General features: G+C 56.3%; 19 protein-coding genes. 9 read left to right on the forward strand and 10 right to left on the reverse strand.

Annotated features, from left to right (window positions below; translation table 11 throughout):
* Positions 1-159 precede the first annotated feature (159 nt).
* The 3 genes from C7436_RS01030 to C7436_RS01040 all read left to right on the forward strand — a co-directional run bounded on the left by C7436_RS01030 (position 160) and on the right by C7436_RS01040 (position 3334).
* Positions 160-1152 (forward strand): Bug family tripartite tricarboxylate transporter substrate binding protein, encoded by a 993-nt coding sequence (locus C7436_RS01030; RefSeq protein WP_014421686.1) that lies wholly within the window; start codon positions 160-162, stop codon positions 1150-1152.
* Positions 1153-1232: 80 nt separating this feature from the next.
* Positions 1233-1769 (forward strand): tripartite tricarboxylate transporter TctB family protein, encoded by a 537-nt coding sequence (locus C7436_RS01035; protein ID WP_014421685.1) that lies wholly within the window; start codon positions 1233-1235, stop codon positions 1767-1769.
* Positions 1770-1855: 86 nt separating this feature from the next.
* Positions 1856-3334: a tripartite tricarboxylate transporter permease gene (locus C7436_RS01040; protein WP_014421684.1), complete on the forward strand. Its 1479-nt coding sequence runs from the start codon at positions 1856-1858 to the stop codon at positions 3332-3334.
* 83 nt (positions 3335-3417) lie between these two features.
* Here C7436_RS01040 and C7436_RS01045 read toward each other — a convergent pair whose 3' ends face one another.
* The 4 genes from C7436_RS01045 to C7436_RS01060 all read right to left on the reverse strand — a co-directional run bounded on the left by C7436_RS01045 (position 3418) and on the right by C7436_RS01060 (position 6394).
* The gene (locus tag C7436_RS01045) at positions 3418-4368 is read right to left on the reverse strand and encodes an AEC family transporter (protein ID WP_121206381.1); all 951 of its coding nucleotides are present in this window, start codon (positions 4366-4368) and stop codon (positions 3418-3420) included.
* Positions 4365-4643, reverse strand: coding sequence for an acylphosphatase (locus tag C7436_RS01050; protein ID WP_023008248.1), 279 nt, complete (start codon positions 4641-4643; stop codon positions 4365-4367). The genes C7436_RS01045 and C7436_RS01050 overlap by 4 nt, the downstream gene beginning before the upstream one ends.
* 76 nt (positions 4644-4719) lie before the next feature.
* On the reverse strand, positions 4720-5733 hold the full coding sequence (locus C7436_RS01055; protein ID WP_121206382.1) for a c-type cytochrome: 1014 nt from the start codon (positions 5731-5733) through the stop codon (positions 4720-4722).
* Between the two features lie 13 nt (positions 5734-5746).
* The gene (locus tag C7436_RS01060; RefSeq protein ID WP_121206383.1) at positions 5747-6394 is read right to left on the reverse strand and encodes a c-type cytochrome; all 648 of its coding nucleotides are present in this window, start codon (positions 6392-6394) and stop codon (positions 5747-5749) included.
* 225 nt (positions 6395-6619) lie between these two features.
* On the opposite strand from C7436_RS01060, the gene C7436_RS01065 reads away from it, so the two are divergent.
* Positions 6620-7024, forward strand: coding sequence for a DUF1330 domain-containing protein (locus C7436_RS01065; protein WP_121206384.1), 405 nt, complete (start codon positions 6620-6622; stop codon positions 7022-7024).
* A 12-nt stretch (positions 7025-7036) separates the two neighbouring features.
* Here C7436_RS01065 and C7436_RS01070 read toward each other — a convergent pair whose 3' ends face one another.
* Positions 7037-7369 (reverse strand): branched-chain amino acid transporter permease, encoded by a 333-nt coding sequence (locus C7436_RS01070; protein ID WP_014421679.1) that lies wholly within the window; start codon positions 7367-7369, stop codon positions 7037-7039.
* The gene (locus C7436_RS01075) at positions 7362-8066 is read right to left on the reverse strand and encodes an AzlC family ABC transporter permease (protein ID WP_041656245.1); all 705 of its coding nucleotides are present in this window, start codon (positions 8064-8066) and stop codon (positions 7362-7364) included. Before C7436_RS01075 ends, C7436_RS01070 begins: the two co-directional genes overlap by 8 nt.
* Before the next feature lie 156 nt (positions 8067-8222).
* Between C7436_RS01075 and C7436_RS01080 the strand changes: the two genes are divergently transcribed.
* From C7436_RS01080 to pgsA, 5 genes are all read left to right on the forward strand, one after another.
* Complete coding sequence (locus tag C7436_RS01080) at positions 8223-9608, forward strand: methyl-accepting chemotaxis protein (protein WP_121206385.1); 1386 nt, start codon at positions 8223-8225, stop codon at positions 9606-9608.
* Positions 9609-9682: 74 nt separating this feature from the next.
* Positions 9683-9946 (forward strand): YheU family protein, encoded by a 264-nt coding sequence (locus tag C7436_RS01085; RefSeq protein WP_121206386.1) that lies wholly within the window; start codon positions 9683-9685, stop codon positions 9944-9946.
* Positions 9947-10048: 102 nt separating this feature from the next.
* Positions 10049-10708 carry a UvrY/SirA/GacA family response regulator transcription factor gene (uvrY, locus tag C7436_RS01090; RefSeq protein WP_011784699.1) on the forward strand — a complete coding sequence of 220 codons (660 nt, stop codon included), beginning with the start codon at positions 10049-10051 and terminating at the stop codon, positions 10706-10708.
* Positions 10692-12551, forward strand: a complete 1860-nt coding sequence (gene uvrC, locus C7436_RS01095) for an excinuclease ABC subunit UvrC (RefSeq protein ID WP_121206387.1) — start codon at positions 10692-10694, stop codon at positions 12549-12551. Before uvrY ends, uvrC begins: the two co-directional genes overlap by 17 nt.
* A gap of 7 nt (positions 12552-12558) precedes the next feature.
* On the forward strand, positions 12559-13113 hold the full coding sequence (gene pgsA, locus C7436_RS01100; RefSeq protein ID WP_121207015.1) for a CDP-diacylglycerol--glycerol-3-phosphate 3-phosphatidyltransferase: 555 nt from the start codon (positions 12559-12561) through the stop codon (positions 13111-13113).
* Here pgsA and C7436_RS01105 read toward each other — a convergent pair.
* From C7436_RS01105 to C7436_RS01120, 4 genes are read right to left on the reverse strand one after another with little or no spacing between them, the layout of a single operon-like run.
* Positions 13110-13718, reverse strand: coding sequence for an ABC-type transport auxiliary lipoprotein family protein (locus tag C7436_RS01105; protein WP_121206388.1), 609 nt, complete (start codon positions 13716-13718; stop codon positions 13110-13112). The two genes, pgsA and C7436_RS01105, sit on opposite strands and share 4 nt — an antisense overlap.
* Positions 13715-14653, reverse strand: a complete 939-nt coding sequence (locus C7436_RS01110; RefSeq protein ID WP_121206389.1) for an MlaD family protein — start codon at positions 14651-14653, stop codon at positions 13715-13717. Before C7436_RS01110 ends, C7436_RS01105 begins: the two co-directional genes overlap by 4 nt.
* Positions 14653-15447 carry an ABC transporter ATP-binding protein gene (locus C7436_RS01115; protein ID WP_011784704.1) on the reverse strand — a complete coding sequence of 265 codons (795 nt, stop codon included), beginning with the start codon at positions 15445-15447 and terminating at the stop codon, positions 14653-14655. The genes C7436_RS01110 and C7436_RS01115 overlap by 1 nt, the downstream gene beginning before the upstream one ends.
* Positions 15448-15450: 3 nt before the next feature.
* Positions 15451-16599, reverse strand: coding sequence for an MlaE family ABC transporter permease (locus C7436_RS01120; protein WP_121206390.1), 1149 nt, complete (start codon positions 16597-16599; stop codon positions 15451-15453).
* Positions 16600-16626 lie beyond the last annotated feature (27 nt).

The following is a 16626-nucleotide window of genomic DNA, read 5'->3' on the forward strand; positions in this document are numbered from 1 at the left end:
TTCAGGTTTCCCGAACCTGCCGTCGGTGGTTATTACTGACTTGCACATAAAAAATTCTTGCACGCCTGTGATGAATATGTGAGATTACTCCCACGAACATTATTCGAACATAAGTTCGATATGCGAACAACGAAATGACCAACGAGGATAATCACAAAAATGATCGAATTATTTGGGCTTCGTCTGAAACGTAGTGTGCTCGGCGCAGTAACTGCTGTATCTCTGGCTTGTGGTGGTCTGGCTCAGGCCGAAGAGTGGCCTGACGATAACATTCGATTGGTCGTACCTTACTCTGCTGGTGGTACGACGGACCTGCTTTCGAGAAAAGTGGCAGACCTGCTTCAGCGTGAGTTGAGCACGGTGGTGGTTGAGAACCGTCCTGGTGCTGGCTCAACGGTTGCTACCGGCCAATTGGCTCGTGGTGGGCGCGGTTCCGACCATATGCTTCTAATGGCATCCCCGGGGCACACCATCGGCGCGTCTCTGTATCCGAATCTGCGATACGATCCAGTTGCTGACTTTGCGTTCATTCGCAACGTGATCAATATTCCGAATGTGATGGTTGTCCCTGCGAGCAGTCCGTACAACACCGTTGCGGAATTTGTTGAAGCCGCGCGGGAACAGCAGCTTTCTTTCAGCTCTCCGGGCATTGGAAGCTCTATTCACATGTCTGGTGAGCTGTTCAAGAACCTGACGAAGACGCAACTGGTTCATGTGCCTTTCCGAGGTTCCGGTGAAGCGCTGCCCGCCCTGCTGGCGGGTGATGTTGACGTTGCGTTTGAGAATATGCCGACCGTTTATCCGCATATTCAGTCTGGAAAACTCAAAGCCCTGGCGGTTACCACACCACAGGAGTCTGAGTTTCTACCGGGAGTTCCCACCATGCAGCAGGCTGGCGCCGGGTATGGTCTTGAGGATTACGAAACGTCTGCCTGGTTCGGTCTGATTGCTCACAAATCCTTCCCCGAGTCCGGCCTTGAAAAGTTGGAGTTGGCGCTGGAGAAGATTATGTCTGGTGATGACTTCCAGAACTTCCTGCCTCAGTTTGGAGCGGTAGCGGGTGAAGAGGTCGGAGAAGACTTCCGCGCGATGGTAAAGAGCGAGCTTGCTAAGTGGTCCGAAGTCGCTGAACAGGCGAACCTGAAACGTTAAAAAAGAATTGCCGTATCGGGCGGGACAGTGCCATTTGGTCATCCCGCCTTTTTCTTTGAGGCTGAACTGCAGAGGTCATCATGGAACTGTCAGACGATCAATCCACCCACACTGCTAACGACGAATACGGTCGGTTGAATCCCAACTCGTTACTGGGTGGGCTGTTTTTCGTGGTGTCGCTGGTTTTTCTGTTTTATGTAATTCCGAATTACATCAACTTGCCGCCCTATATGCAGCATCCATTGCTGTCCCCCCGGTTTTTGCCGCAATTGGCGGGCTGGCTGGTTTTGATTCTGGCGTTTGTCCTGATGGTTAACGGTTTGTTGTACCCGCCAAAGCGTGAGGAGGCCGATGAACTGCGGCAGGGTGTGCCAGTTCTTCGTCAGGTTTTGATGCTGGCGGCCGGCGCTATTTACGCGGTTTTCTTCGAACAATTTGGGGCCATCGGAAGCGGAATTTTCGCAAGTGTTCTGCTTTTCATGGCCAGCGGTCTGAAAAGCGCCTGGATCTATGTATTGGCAGTGCTGTTTCCTGTTGTTGTCTCGCTTCTCTTTATTCACGTCCTGAATGTGCCCCTGCCCGTAGGAACGCTCTGGGAAGCTCTCCTTCAATTTTAAGGGCTGTTCGCCGGGTGATTTGACCATCCGGTGTCAGCATAAAGCTATTTGTCTGAGGTCAGACAGAACGTTTTAGGTTAATAGCAATGGAAAACATATCAGAAGTTCTGACGCTCTTTCTGAGTATTGATAATTTTATGGCCATAGCGGCCGGTGTGCTGATTGGCGTTGTGGTAGGCGCGATTCCAGGATTAACAGCGACCATGGCGGTTGCGTTGGCCCTGCCTTTCACCTTCTCGATGGAGCCAGTTACCGCGATCCTTTTGTTGGTTGGGATATACAAAGGGGGCATGTATGGAGGCTCTATTACCGCCATTCTTATAAGAACTCCGGGATCTCCAGCAGCCGCTTGTACATTGCTTGACGGCTACCCGATGGCGCAACAGGGCCAGGCTAAGAAAGCCCTGAAAACCGCCCTGTATTCTTCGGTTGTTGCCGATCTTATCTCCAATGTTGCGCTGATCTTCTTCGCGGCTTACCTGGCGAAAATCGCACTGAATTTCGGGCCGCCTGAATACTTCTGGTTGATCTGCTTCTCTCTGACCATCATTGTCTCGGTGTCCGGCAACTCTGCGATTAAAGGGCTGATTGCTGCCGGGTTGGGCATCATTATTTCCACAATCGGACTGGACGCGGTTTATGGTACGCAGCGTCTGACCTTCGACAATTACAACCTGATGGATCGAGTCTCCTTTATACCGCTACTGATCGGTTTGTTTGCCATTCCCGAAGTCATCGATTTCTATACCTCCAGGGTCGCGCCCCATATCCGTACAGCGGTATCTGGCGCCTCTCTGACGTGGAAGGAGTTCAAAGGCTCCCTGAAAACCGTCATTCGCGGCAGTGTCATTGGGGTCATTATTGGAGCCATCCCGGGCACCGGGGCAACATCTGCAGCCTTTATCTCCTACAGTGAGGCGAAGCGAACCTCTCCCCGAAAGGATAACTTTGGCAAAGGTGAGGTTGAAGGCGTGGCCGCGGCTGAAGCCGGAAATAACGGGGTCGCCGGAGCAACGCTGATTCCGCTGCTATCGCTGGGCATTCCCGGTGATGTGATAACGGCGATTATTCTGGGTGCATTCATGATTCATGGCCTGACACCGGGCCCCGTGCTGTTTCAGGAAAACCTGCCCCTGGTCTACGCGCTGTTCTGCGGCATTCTGGTCAGCTCGTTTGTGCTGGTTTTTGTCGGCAACGCCGCTATCCGGTATTTTTCGATTATCGCGGATATTCCCAAAACCATCCTGCTACCTATTGTGCTGATGTTCTGTATTTATGGTGCTTACGCCGTGAACAACAGCACCTTTGATATTGGGCTGATGCTGGCGTTCGGTGTTCTCGGTTTTCTGTTTAACCGAACTGGGGTTGCTGCCGCTCCGTTCCTGATCGGGTTTATACTCGGGCCAATGTTCGAGGATAACCTCAGGCGTACTCTGCTGATCAGTAAAGGTGACCCGACTATCTTCTTCAGGGGGCCTATCGCCTGGGTTTTCATTATGCTCACAGTTGCCTCGGTAGCCTTCGCTTTCCGGCGTTACTGGATTGCCCGGAGAGAGCAGGCCTGACCATGTGGCCTGCGTCATGACAGCCCAGACTGAAAGCCGCACAGCCAGGGAGCGTTGTGCGGTTTAAGGTAGGCCTTGGCAGTTTAGCCGATTGCTGTCAGCTGGATAACGAACACTCCGAGGGTAATGGTCACACTCGCAAGCAGAGTAGTCAGCGCGATAATGTTCGCTGCCATGCGATCGTTGCCGCCAAGGGCCCTCACCATCACGAAGCTGGCCGCTGCCGTTGGGCTGGCGAAGAACAGGAACATGAGCCCGAGCTCCCGCCCTTCAAAGCCAACCAGCCAGGCAGCAAGAGTGCACAGTGCCGGCAAAGATACCATCTTCCAGATGGATGAACCCACGGCCGGGCCGCTGTCGCTGCGTATGGATTTCAGTGAGACCGTTGCGCCGATACAGAGCAGGGCGAGAGGCAGCGTTAGCGAAGCAAAGTAGTCGCCGCTGGTCATTACCCATCCGGGAAGCCTGATTTCAAGGGCTGCGAAAGGAATGGCCAGCACTACGCCGATGATCAGTGGGTTTCTGGCAATGTCTCGCAGGGTGTTGGTCAGGCTCATGGTTTTACCGGGCTGATACGCCAGCAACACGATCACCGATAACGAGTTGTAGACCACAATCACCAGAGCCAGGAGCAGGCCCCCGGCCGAGAGCCCATAGTCGCCGTAAAGGTTGGCTGCCAACGCCAGACCAACGATGCCACAATTGCCCCGAAACGCGCCCTGGACATAAACCCCGCGATCCTCTTGCCGGACCCGCTTTGTTGCCCAGAACCAGACAAGGGCAAAACTGGCCAGGGTCGCCAGGAAGTAAAAGATCAGCATGCTGATGCTGAGGGTGGTATCCAGGTCGGCTCTGATAATGCTCAGGAAAACCAGGGTGGGGAGCGTGGCCTTGAAAACCAGAGCAGAGGCGGTGGCGATGAAGCACTGGTCAATCCAGCCAATGCGCCGAAGACCGATGCCGATAAAAACCATGGCGAATACCGGCAGCGTAGTCTCCAGCGTGTACAGAAAGGTATCAAGAAGACTGCTCAATGTGTGGTCCTGAAGTCAGCGAATTCCTGAGTGGCGGGCAGTTCCTGGGTTGCAACCTCATCGACCACAGCGCGTTCCGGGCCTTCGTGACACCATTCATGCAGTGCCTTGAGCTGGAGTGGCTCGCCCTCTGCCATAATTTCGACCCTGCCGTCCGGTAAATTTCGTACCCAGCCTGTGAGGCCCAGTTCCCGGGCTTTCTGTTCGGTGGATGCCCGGTAGTAAACGCCTTGTACTTTGCCGCTTACCAGCAAGTGCCAGCGATTGATGGTCATCGTGTTCCTCCTTGCGTTGATTGCAAGCAAAAAGGCCTCCGCAAGGGAGGCCTGTGACACCGCATTATAACGTCTGTCAGTCGAATGTTCTCGACCGCACGGTGTCTGGTTTAAGGAAAGGCTTGTCTCCGGTGTTGTCGTGGTCACCCAGTAACTTGCCATCGGATTCCCGAACCTGACCATACATGGAATGTTTGTGGAAGGTAGGCCCGAATTTTTCAGCGGTTTCCTTCACATCGCCCGTGTAGCGCGGATCTTGTGGTCGCTCCTGGCTGTCCATGTAGAAGGCGATATCCCAGGCTTCCTGATCGGTCAGGGAGTTGGGCTGACCCAATGGCATGTTGTTCTTGATAAAGCCGGCTGCGGTATGCAAACGCACAATACCAGCCCCCCAGTTGTTGGACATATCTCCCCAGGGGGCCGGGAATACGGTGTGGCCGTCAAAACGTAGTCCAGTGCCGTTTTCCCCGTGGCACACCGCGCAGTTTTCCTGATATAGCTTTTCACCGTTGGTGTAGCTCAGTTCAGCCGGCCGCTCGGGCGCCGGGAAACCCCGGCCATAGATGGGCTGTTTGGGGTACATCTCCACACCTGTCGCCAACCACTGATGGTAGGCAGACAGTGCCAGCATATCGTCACTGCCGTACTCCAGCGGCTGGCCGTTCATGGAATAGGTGAAGCAGCCTGCAATCCGTTCCTCCAGGTTGTTTACATGGCCGTTCTTGCCGCGATAGCCGGGCAGGGTGACGGCAGCCGGCCAGATAGGCGCGCTGAAAGGCATCCGGCCTTCGCCCAGATGGCAGCTGGAACAGTTCATATTGTTGAACACGTTCTTGCCACGCAGTTGCTGGGTGTTGGTGAACAGGCCATAGCCCCTGCGGATAACCTTTTTCAGTTCCGGATGGATGTCGGCTTCTTCCAGGTCTGCCATGGACGGCGGAATGTGTACCAGTTGGTTTTCGTTCGGGGCAGGAAAGCCCATGGCGGTGAGCTGATCGATGTAGGCCTGGGTTTTGTCGTCATTGGCCGCCGCGGTCACCGGGAGCATTACGCAGCCGGACAGGGTGACGGTTAGCAGTGTGCGCATCATGATCTTTGTCCCCTTAGTTGCTGGCGGTGTTCTGGGTGGCAAGCCATACGGCGACCGCGTGAATATCGGTATCGCTCATACGGCGGGCGATGGAACCCATCAGATCCTGGGGATCGTTTTTGCGGGTACCTTCCTTCCAGGACTTCAGCTGCGCCTCGATGTAACCGGCGTGCTGGCCGGCAATGCCGGGAAATACATCGCCCGCACCCCGGTTGCCGGGGCCGTGGCAGCTCATGCAGGAAACAACGTATTGGGACCAGTCGCCACGCTCGGCCAGTTGTTCGCCCCGCTTCAGAAGTGCTTCATCGGCATTGTTGCCGCCCTCACCAGTGGTGGGTTCAAGCTGGCTGTAGTAGGCCGCAACGTCGGCAATCTTTTGATCGTCCAGCATGTTCACGAAAGGCATCATGGTGGGGCTGGTCCGGGAGCCATCTTTGATGTCGCGCAACTGTTTGGCCAAATAGGTGGCATTCAGCCCGGCCAGCCTGGGCCAGGATTCTCCACCTTCGATGTGTTTGCCGCTGCCATCTGCCTGGTGGCACGCTACGCAGAGGTTGGCGACCTCCTTGCCGTTTTGTGGGTCGCCAGATACCGCAGCAGATGCAATACCTGCCGTGGTGGCCAGCCCGATTGCGGCCAGTATCACTGGGAGTTTGCTCACGGTCGATTGTCTCTCTCTTGTTCTGAATAAGTACGCTTTAGCACTGATGGTTATGTGCTTATAGCCGTAGTGTGGCCTCAATTCTTGCTTGACGAAGGTCAATAATGCAAGGGAACCCCTCCGAAAGGCGAAGATGGAGATGCACATTTCGGGATTTTCGTTTACTGTCCTATTCAAAGAATGGCAGCAAAGAGCCATCCTGCAAACGAATGAACAGGGACAACTATGGCGACCGTCAATCCATCTCAGGAAGAGTTACGGAAAATTCTTGATGAAATCCCCAAAGATCAGCCTGTTGTGATGCTGAATCTGCTTCGGTTCAGGGACAAGGCTGCATACAAGGATGACAGCGAAGACTGTTCCGGAAGGGATGCTTACAAGCGTTATATGACAGAGGCTGCCCGCAGTGTTTCGGAAGTTGGTGCCGAGGTGATCTGGTCTGGCCGCTCCGTGGGTTCTTTGATTGCTCCGCCGGATGAGTCCTGGGATCAGGTGTTGCTGGTCCGTTACCCCTCCATTAACGCGTTTCTGGCGATGATTGAAAGCCCGGAATACAAGGGTGTGGTGAAGCACCGCACGGCCGCGCTGGAAGATTCCCGGCTGGTGGCCAATGTTGAGGGCACCCCCTGATTTTCGGGTGCCTTACAGAATGCCTGATTGCTGAATGGCCATGTAGGCTGCAGTGCCGGCCGCGATAGAAAGCAGCGCGTTTCTGCGCCACAGGTGAACGGCAACCACCAGTAATGCGGGTATCAGCGCATCTGCGCCAGGTGCCTGTGCCTGCCAGTCCGCAGACCTCTGCAAAAATACTGTGGCCAGTAATGCCATCACGGCTGCGGGCAGGAAGCGCCCGATGTGTTTGACCAGAGGGTGTTCCGTGTGCTTTTCAAAGAACAGGAAAGGCACCACCCGGGTCGCAAATGTGGCCAGGGCGGAGATGGCAATAAACGCCGCCAGGTAGCTACTTTCACCCACGATTTGCGTCTCCTGCCATGGTGTCGGTTCGATACTTCCGGTAGTGCAATAGAAGCACTGCAGTAACCAGTACAATGCCTGCTATCAGTTGATGGGTTGCCGGTACCAGCATCATAGCCAGTGCAGCTGCCGCGGCGCCTGCCCACACCGGAAATGAATCCCCCAACGCTTTCAGCTGTTCGATTGTGAGCACAATAAACAGCGCCACGAGTGCAAACTCAATGCCGGTACTGTTGAAGGCGACAGTCTTGCCGAGTACCGCACCCAAGGTGCATCCGACAATCCAGTAGCCCTGGTTCATGGCCGTGATCCGGAAGTCCACATGCTGTTCCTGTTCGCGATTGGCCGAACGGGGGCGGCTGGTTAGCAGGGAATAGGTTTCGTCAGTCAAACCGAAAATCAGATATGCCTTACGCCAGCCGGCGCCGCGGAATTGCCCCAACAGCGACAGCCCGTAGAAAAGATGCCGTGCGTTCAGCACGAACATGGCGACGGCCACCTCAACCAGTCCGGCATTGGCGGCCAGCAGACTGACCGCCAGAATCTGGCCGGCACCGGCGTAGATAACAAGGCCCATTAAGGGAGCAATCCACCAGGGATAATCCAGTTGCGTGGTGAACAGCACGCCAAAGGCCATGCCCAGGGGGATGTAGCCAAAAAGAATCGGCAGAGTAAGCTTGAAAGCGTGGTGATTCATTAGCATCCGAACGGAAATAAAAGGGCGATGATAGTGATTTGCCGGGCATATTTGAAGATCGCCAAACGTAGTACCGGAAAAATGGCGCCTTAAAATACATAAAAGTGTCATAAAATGGGCATGCCCTCCGACCGGATACACCTGATCGGAGTTTTTATGCTGACCACTGTTCGCGCCAGAATCCTGGCGTTTGCGTTGCTCTCGGTGGCTGCTGTTGCCGGCCTCACGTTCATTGCCTGGATGATCATAGCGAAAGCCGAGCATACCTCGCAGGCACTGGTTGGAGAGAGTCTCGAGCAATCCTGGATGCTGGTTGATCTGGAGCAGGACCACCGCCTGCTGCAGGATCTGGCCTACAAGATCAAGGCACAGCTTTTGTTGTGGGACGAAATCGATCCTTTGTTCACCGAGTTGGAGCGCTCAATTCCCCGGCACTGGCAGAGGATTCAGCAGAATCCCGGGTTAGGCACCTGGTCACGGGACAATCGCGAGCAATATGACCGGGTCGTGGCGATGACGCTCTGGCTACGGACTTCGGTGATCCTTCGCTTGCAGGCCATGGCCCGGGATGTGTCGGCCATGGAGCAGAACGCTGATCTAACCAAGATCCTCGCGGTAAAAGGTCGTGACGAGGTTGCCGGCGTGGCCGGAGCTACTGAACAACTGGTCCGGCGCTTTGAGGTCTTTGTTGAGGATGTTCGGTCAGCGGCTTCAGGCCTTGATGCACGCTCTGCCAGCCTGGATAACGGAGCGGAAGCACTTCAGCAAACCTCCGAAAGCACTCGTCGCCAGATTTCCGATGTGGCTCAGTCTATGGCTTCGATTGCGGATCAGGCGTCGCAGATCGAACAGGCCAACGAGCAGTCAGCGGCAACGGTGATGCAGGCGGTCAGTGCCAATAGTGAAGTCCGTGAGGGCCTGGCCAACAGTGAGAAGGGGGCAGACCATACGGTAGAGGTGATCGGGCGGGTATCCGAGTCGATGACCACGCTGATAGGAGCAACCGGAAAAATCGAGCAAGTCACCGGCGTGATCGCCGATATTGCCGAGCAGACCAACCTTCTGGCCCTGAATGCGGCGATTGAAGCAGCCAGGGCGGGCGAACACGGCCGGGGATTTGCCGTGGTGGCAGACGAGGTACGCACGCTTTCGCGTCGGACCTCGGAATCCACCGCCAATATTCGCCAGTGGGTGCGGGATCTTGTCGTGGGTGCAAACAATGCAGACTCACTGTTGGAAGACATGGCGGGCGCTGGCGAAATGAATCGCGCTAATCTGCATGCCCTGAGAGCGCACCTGGAAGGTCTGGCGGCTCAGTTTCATGAGCTGCAGCGTCAGAGTGAGAGTGTGCAGGGTGCGGTTGCCTTGCAGCGGGGTGAAATCGCGAGAGTGGGGCGTCGTGCGGAGGCTCTCGGTGAGAGTGCTGAGACCCTGACTCTGAATGTGGAGGATACCCGCCTTGTCAGTGAAGCGCTTAGGCAGGAATCGGTGGGCATGAAGCAGCTCATTGCCCGTTTCCGCACCCGCTCTCCAGAAACGTGATGATGTGTCTTCATCTGCGGGGGTTCTTGTCTGGCTCATAAAACCGTAACATACAGCGACTGACTGGAGGTTCTATGAGTAACGATGCAGTGCAGCCTTCCGATCCGGACCCGCGAGAAGAAAAATTTGTAGTAGACACGGGTTTACTCACGGCTGATCAGCTTGAGGGCCTGGCCGAGGAATACTGCACCCGTTATCACGGATTGAATGACACCGAAAGTCCTCTGGCAGAGCGGGAGCGAGTACTTGAAGCGGTGTGCAGGGGAGAACTGGTGGTCTGGTTCGATCCGGTTGAGAACACTGCTGGCCTGGGTTCCCCTTCCGGCAATGGTCTGTGATCAAGGTGCCCATTCTGGCAATTTTTTTCATGCCGCCTACCGGCTGACGCTGCTAACCGTTACAATCGGCCTGTTTCCTCATACCTGACGGCGAGGTGAGTTTTGATCAGGGTATTGGTTGTTGATGACCACGAGCTCGTACGCTCGGGTATCACTCGCATGCTGGCTGACAATCCCGATATAGACGTCATTGGCCAGGCTTCGTCTGGCGAAGAGGCGATTGACTGTGTGCGTGAAAACCGTCCGGATATTGTCCTGATGGATATTCGCATGCCCGGTATTGGCGGCCTGGAGGCGACCCGGCGCATTCTTCGTATTGATGATTCCATTCGCGTTATCGTGGTTACCGCCTGTGCTGACGACCCCTATCCGGCCCGTGTGATGCAGAGCGGCGCCACCGCGTATGTCACCAAAGGCGCTGACATTCAGGAAATGGTGCGGGCCATTCGTAAAGCCCATTCCGGCCAGCGCTACATCAGCCCCGAAATTGCCCAGAAAATGGCACTGAAACAGCTCGGGGGTGAGCGGGATGAAGACGGCGAGCTGTCGTTGTTCGAGCGCCTGTCTGAGCGCGAAATGCAGATTGCCATGATGGTGGTGGATTGCCAGAAGGTTCAGGATATCTCCGACAAGCTGTGCCTGAGCCCGAAAACCGTAAACAGTTACCGTTACCGGATTTTCGAAAAGCTGGAGATTTCCAGTGATGTGGAGCTGGCGCTGATGGCAGTAAGGCTTGGATTGCTGGATGCCGACAAGGTCTGATCCCGAGCAATCTCCTGGGAAGTTCGACAGCCAGAATTTCCTGAAACAACTGACAGAACGCCCCGGTGTCTATCGCATGTATGACGATACCGGTGGCATCCTCTACGTGGGTAAAGCCCGCAACCTTCGTAAGCGCGTCAGCAGTTATTTCCGTAAATCAGGCCTGGCCCCGAAAACCGAAGCCCTGGTGGGCAAGATTGCGGCCATTGAAGTCACTATTACCGCCAGTGAAACAGAAGCGTTGCTGCTGGAACAGAATCTGATCAAATCGCTGCGGCCGCCCTACAATATTCTGTTGAGGGACGATAAGTCCTATCCCTATATCTATCTCTCCTCGCATTCGGATTATCCCTCGCTGACCTTTCGGCGGGGCCGCACCAAAAAGGGTGGTGGCACCTGGTTCGGGCCCTTTCCAAGCTCGGGAGCGGTCAAGGAAAGTCTTAATATTCTACAAAAGGTTTTCCGCATAAGATCCTGTAGTGAAAGTTATTTTAGAAACAGAACCCGGCCATGCCTGCAGTACCAGATCAACCGCTGCACGGCGCCTTGCGTCGGCTTTATCAGCCCTGAGGAATACCAGGAGGATATTCGGCACGCCAGCATGTTTCTGGAGGGCAAGAACCCGGCGATTATTCAGGACCTGATGCAGTCCATGGAGGATGCATCACGGGCGCTGGAGTTTGAGAAAGCCGCGGCGTACAGAGATCAGATCAACAACCTTCGCCATGTTCAGGAACAGCAATCCGTAGACGGTGAGGGAGGGGATGCAGATGTCATCGCCATTGCTCAGGATGCCGGTGTGGTCTGCATCGTTGTAATCATCGTTCGTGGCGGGCGGGTTCTGGGCACCAAGGATTATTTTCCTCGCTATTCCCTGGAACAGACCGAAGGCGAATTGCTGGCCTCGTTTCTGGGCCAGTACTATTTCGGTGGCGACACCCGGCGGGAGATTCCGCGCGACATCCTGGTGCCGGTGGCGGTAGACGGGCAGGAATTATTGTCGCAGGCCCTGTCGGAAGCGGCGCGCAGGGAAACCCGCATCCGCGGCAATGTGCGGGGCGAGCGTCGGCGCTGGCTGGAGCTGGCGATGACCAACGCCCGGCAAACCCTGCTGACACATCTCGCCAGTAAAGAAACCGTGTATCGCCGATTGCTGGCCCTGCGCGACCTGCTGGAGCTGACGGAAACACCTTCCCGTATGGAATGCTTCGATATCAGCCACAGTCATGGGGAAAATACCGTCGCATCCTGTGTGGTTTTCGACGAGAATGGGCCACTGAAAAGCGATTACCGGTTGTATAACATCCAGGACATAACCGCCGGCGATGACTATGCCGCTATGCGACAGGTGCTCACCCGGCGTTACCGGCGGATGGTGAACGGCGAGGGCAAACGGCCAGATCTGGTCTTTATCGACGGTGGTAAGGGCCAGTTGAATATTGCTCGTGAAGTGTTTGAAGAGCTTGGAATTTCCGATATCCCTCTGATTGGTGTCGCCAAGGGTGTGACCCGGCGCGCAGGGATGGAGCAGCTGATTGACGCCTTAACTGGGGCCGTATTCCGAGTACCGGCGGATTCTCCGGCGCTGCACCTGATACAGCATATTCGGGATGAATCCCATCGCTTTGCCATATCCGGACACCGGGCCGGGCGAGATAAAAAGCGGCGCCAGTCGACCCTGGAAGGTATCGAAGGGGTTGGGCCGAAGCGCCGGCGCGAACTGATTCGCTATTTCGGTGGCATCCAGGAACTCAGAAAAGCCAGTGTTGATGAAATGGCCAAAGTGCAGGGCATCAGCAAATCATTGGCAGAGACCATTTACGCAGCATTGCATGACCAATAGGAACACCATGAATTTACCGAACATACTGACCATGTCCCGTATCGTGATGATTCCGGTATTCGTGGTGATCTTTTACCTGCCCATGCAATGGAGTTACCTGGTCAGCGCCATCATATTTGCTCTGGCAGGCCTGACGGACTGGCTGGACGGGTACCTGGCCCGCAAATTGAACCAGAGCACGCCGTTCGGCGCCTTCCTGGATCCGGTGGCAGACAAACTCATGGTGGCAGTGGCGCTGGCGGTCCTGATCGAAGAGTATTCGGCGGTACTGCTGACTATTCCCGCCACTGTAATTATCGGCCGCGAGATTGTGATATCGGCTCTGCGCGAATGGATGGCCGAAATGGGCAGCCGCGCCAGTGTTGCCGTATCCTATATCGGCAAGATCAAGACGACCGCTCAGATGGCGGCCATTGTCGGGTTGCTGGCGTTTCCGCCGGGTAATTTCTGGGCTTATGTGGCCATCGGTCTGCTATACATCGCAGCAGTGCTGACCCTGTGGTCCATGATTCTTTACCTTCGTGCCGCCTGGGCTGACTTGTTTCCGGAAGAGGCAGGTTAATTGGCCGGAGGTTCCTGGGCCATACACTGGTGTGCCCAGGTGACTGTGGTCACGGATGAATGTGCGCTGGCATTACTGAAGGCCTCCATCAACTCCCCCAGCGCGGTGCTTTGTGCGTTCGCCCTGGCTTCATAACTCCTCACACACAAGCTCCGTCTGGTGCGATTATCCATGAGTTGCTGATGCTGCCTGATCACCACCCTTGTGCCAGTTTCATCATTCTCAGCATGAAATCCGGTCAGCTCGGAGACCAGGGTTAACTGCGACGTTGCCGGGCTGGTGTCGGTCATCACATTTGCGAACGCGCCGCTTGCCCGGAGAGTCTCCAGCAGGTGATCGCGAACGACCACGGGAATACTCTCTCGCCATCGGGCGCCTGCCAGGGCCCGGTATTCGTAAGCCGACGGTTTAATCAGAATACGAGCGCTGTCCAGCGGGTCAGAAGCCAGTGGCGTATCTACCCGAAGGCTGGCCGGCAGCGCCTGGTCAAATGCTGGCAAGTCGCTCGCTGGTGCCAGCTCCATCAGGCGAGGGGATTCGGGCACCGGGAAGACCGTGCAGCCAGCCAGAACCAGGCCCAAGGCGAGAGCGGATAGCACTTTCATTGTTCGTACTCCTTGATGCCGGTGCCACCCCACAAGGTTCCGGTGGGGTCCTGCTCCAGCCTGCGGGTAAACGAGTTCAGGTTGCGCAAGGTGCTACGCAGCTCCCGCAATGCAGGGGTTATTTCTCCCAGACCCTGAAGCCCGGCGTCCAGCGCCAGTTCATTGTCGCCGGTGAGGGTGTCCAGTCGATCCAGGGTAGGTTGAAGGGTGGTCAGCGCCCTGGACATGGCCAGGAGAACCGGTTCCACCCGCTCATCCAGGACCTCTCGGGACCTGTCTGCCGCGGCAGACACCTTGATGGCAGCTTCTTCGGCACGGATGCCGGCTTCATCGAACCGGGTCATCAGTGCCTCAAGCTCGTCCCGGCTCGCCAGCAGGGATTCACTGGCCTGGCGGGTGTTTTCAAGAATTTCGGCAATGTTGCTCAGGTTGTCTTCGGACATCAGCCGGTTGGCATTCTCCAGCAACTGCTCTGCTTTGCCGAGCATGGCCTCGCCGTTGGTCAGCAGGTTACTGAAGGCCGAAGGCTCGGCGGTTATCAGCGGTGGATTGTCTTTGTGGCCTTCCAGAATGGGGCTGTCTGGTGTGCCTCCGGTAAACTGTATGCTCATGCTGCCGGTTATGTTGGCCAGTACCAGGCCCGCGCGGGTATTCTCCCGTACCGGAATATCCTGATTCACCCTCACCAGTACCCGCACATGGGCGGGGTTGTCCGGCGCCAGGGTAAGATCCAGCACGTCGCCCACCGGGACGCCGGTATAGAGGACCGGGTTACCCTTGGCCAGCCCGCCAACCGGGTGATCAAACCCGATCCGGTAATAGGCCCAGTTAGTGTCGGTAGATGATTTGCCCAGCCACAGAGCAAACAGCAAGGCAGCGCTGACTGCCGCAAGCGTGAAGAATCCGATGATAACGTGATGGGCCTTGGGCTCCATTAACCGGGCTCCTGTTTGGTTAGCCTGTTGTGGGCTGTAATCGCCGCGCGGCCACGGGGACCATGGAAGTAGTCCTGAATCCAGCGATCGTCGGTTTGTGCCACCTTTTCCAGAGTATCGGCAACCAGCACCCTGCGTTGAGACAGAACCGCAACACGGTCACAGGTGGTGTACAGGGTATCCAGATCGTGGGTAACAAGAAACACCGTCAGGCCCAGCGCGTTGCGAAGGGTGACAATCAGCTCATCAAAGGCGGCAGCGCCGATCGGGTCCAGACCGGCGGTTGGTTCATCCAGAAACAGGATTTCCGGGTCCAGCGCCAGCGCCCGGGCCAGGGCCGCCCGCTTGACCATACCGCCGGAGAGTTCGGCCGGGTATTTCGTGGCGGCTTCTGGTGGCAGGCCGGTCAAGGCCAGCTTCATTCGGGCCAGTTCCTCCGCTTCGGCCCGCGACAGCCGGGCGTGTTCAATCAGCGGCAGCGCGATGTTCTGCTCAAGGTTCAGTGACGTGAACAAGGCGCCGCCCTGAAACAGAACCCCGAAACGTTGCTCATAGCGAGAGCGTTCGGTGGCGGATAGTTCCGTCAAATCTTCACCAAAAACGGTGATGTGCCCGCCGGATGGTGGATTCAGGCCAACAATACTGCGCAGTAGAACGGACTTGCCGGTGCCGGAGCCGCCGACCACTCCAAGAATTTCCCGGGGATACAGATCCAGATCGAGTTTCTCATGAACGATGTGGCTGCCGAACCGGTTGTCGAGTGCGCGTACCTGTATGACCGGATGATCCGCCATGCTTTACCAACCCATTTCCATGAAAAACAGCGCTGCCACGGAATCCAGCAGTATCACCATAAAGATAGACTGCACCACGCTGGAGGTGGTGTGTTCCCCGACAGACTGAGCACTGCCGGCCACTTTGAAGCCTTCCAGGCAACCAATGACGGCAATCAGAAATGCGAACACCGGCGCCTTGCCAAGGCCGACCAGGAAGTGCTTCAGGGCAATATCCCGTTCGACAATGGCAATGAACTGGCTGGGCGGAATGTCCAGAGCCACCGCGCAGACCACAGCCCCACCGACCATGCCCGAGATCATGCCGATAAACGTGAGAATGGGGAGGCTGAACATCATCGCCAAAACCCGGGGAACGACCAGCAGTTCCACCGGATTGAGCCCCAGGGTGCGAATAGCGTCGAGTTCTTCATTGACTTTCATAGCGCCAATCTGTGCGGTGAAGGCACTGGCGGTTCGGCCGGCCAGCAGGATGGCTGCCAGAAGTACGCCGAACTCCCGCAGGAACGAGAACGCCACCAGATCCACTGTGTAAATGGTCGCGCCAAAGTCTTCAAGAACTGTCGCGCCAAGAAACGCAACCACGGCGCCAACGAGAAAGGTAAGCAGGGCAACAATGGGCAGGGCGTTCAGGCCGGTGTCGTGTAGTGCCGCCACAAAGGGTGTTATACGCCAGCGAGTAGGCCGGGGCAGGATGTAGAACAGCGTGCCCAGCGTCTGGCCAATAAACCCGGCCAGCAACCAGACAAGTTGCCCCAGTGTGGTCACCTTCTTCCCGATCTCCGCCAGGAACGCCACGACCGGGTTAACGGTTGCGACCGCCGCCGACGGCTGGTTCATGGCTTCAGCAACCGCCTGTATCAGGGCACGCTGTTCATCCGGTAATTCGGCTCGTTCCAGAGCGCTGATCAGAGCGTCGCTGCCAAGCAATTTCACCATCAACGAGGCGCCGGCGGTGTCCAGGCGGCCCAGGCCGGAAAAATCCGGATTGCAGCCTGCTGCGCGAGGTTTCAGGGCAGTTGTTTGCCGATTCAGGACGGAATAGTGGGACAAAGTCCAGTCGCCGGAAAACTTCAGCGTATGGCCACCGAATTCGGCGTTACCGGGAGTGTGGGCGCCAAGTGGCTGAGATAGGCCTGGTTCATTTGCCACGGAGTCACGGAGTCCCTGTTTGAGTTC

Source organism: Marinobacter nauticus, assembly GCF_003634635.1.
Classification (GTDB): domain Bacteria; phylum Pseudomonadota; class Gammaproteobacteria; order Pseudomonadales; family Oleiphilaceae; genus Marinobacter; species Marinobacter nauticus.

Excerpts from the sequence above, each read along its gene's own strand:
- C7436_RS01055 (WP_121206382.1), bottom strand. The coding sequence starts at position 5,733 with ATGATGCGCACACTGCTAACCGTCACCCTGTCCGGCTGCGTAATGCTC.
- C7436_RS01110 (WP_121206389.1), bottom strand. The coding sequence starts at position 14,653 with ATGGAGCCCAAGGCCCATCACGTTATCATCGGATTCTTCACGCTTGCG.
- C7436_RS01115 (WP_011784704.1), bottom strand. The coding sequence starts at position 15,447 with ATGGCGGATCATCCGGTCATACAGGTACGCGCACTCGACAACCGGTTC.
- pgsA (WP_121207015.1), top strand. The coding sequence starts at position 12,559 with ATGAATTTACCGAACATACTGACCATGTCCCGTATCGTGATGATTCCG.
- C7436_RS01085 (WP_121206386.1), top strand. The coding sequence starts at position 9,683 with ATGAGTAACGATGCAGTGCAGCCTTCCGATCCGGACCCGCGAGAAGAA.
- C7436_RS01030 (WP_014421686.1), top strand. The coding sequence starts at position 160 with ATGATCGAATTATTTGGGCTTCGTCTGAAACGTAGTGTGCTCGGCGCA.
- C7436_RS01040 (WP_014421684.1), top strand. The coding sequence starts at position 1,856 with ATGGAAAACATATCAGAAGTTCTGACGCTCTTTCTGAGTATTGATAAT.
- C7436_RS01105 (WP_121206388.1), bottom strand. The coding sequence starts at position 13,718 with ATGAAAGTGCTATCCGCTCTCGCCTTGGGCCTGGTTCTGGCTGGCTGC.
- uvrC (WP_121206387.1), top strand. The coding sequence starts at position 10,692 with ATGCCGACAAGGTCTGATCCCGAGCAATCTCCTGGGAAGTTCGACAGC.
- C7436_RS01050 (WP_023008248.1), bottom strand. The coding sequence starts at position 4,643 with ATGACCATCAATCGCTGGCACTTGCTGGTAAGCGGCAAAGTACAAGGC.
- C7436_RS01065 (WP_121206384.1), top strand. The coding sequence starts at position 6,620 with ATGGCGACCGTCAATCCATCTCAGGAAGAGTTACGGAAAATTCTTGAT.
- C7436_RS01080 (WP_121206385.1), top strand. The coding sequence starts at position 8,223 with ATGCTGACCACTGTTCGCGCCAGAATCCTGGCGTTTGCGTTGCTCTCG.
- C7436_RS01035 (WP_014421685.1), top strand. The coding sequence starts at position 1,233 with ATGGAACTGTCAGACGATCAATCCACCCACACTGCTAACGACGAATAC.
- C7436_RS01075 (WP_041656245.1), bottom strand. The coding sequence starts at position 8,066 with ATGAATCACCACGCTTTCAAGCTTACTCTGCCGATTCTTTTTGGCTAC.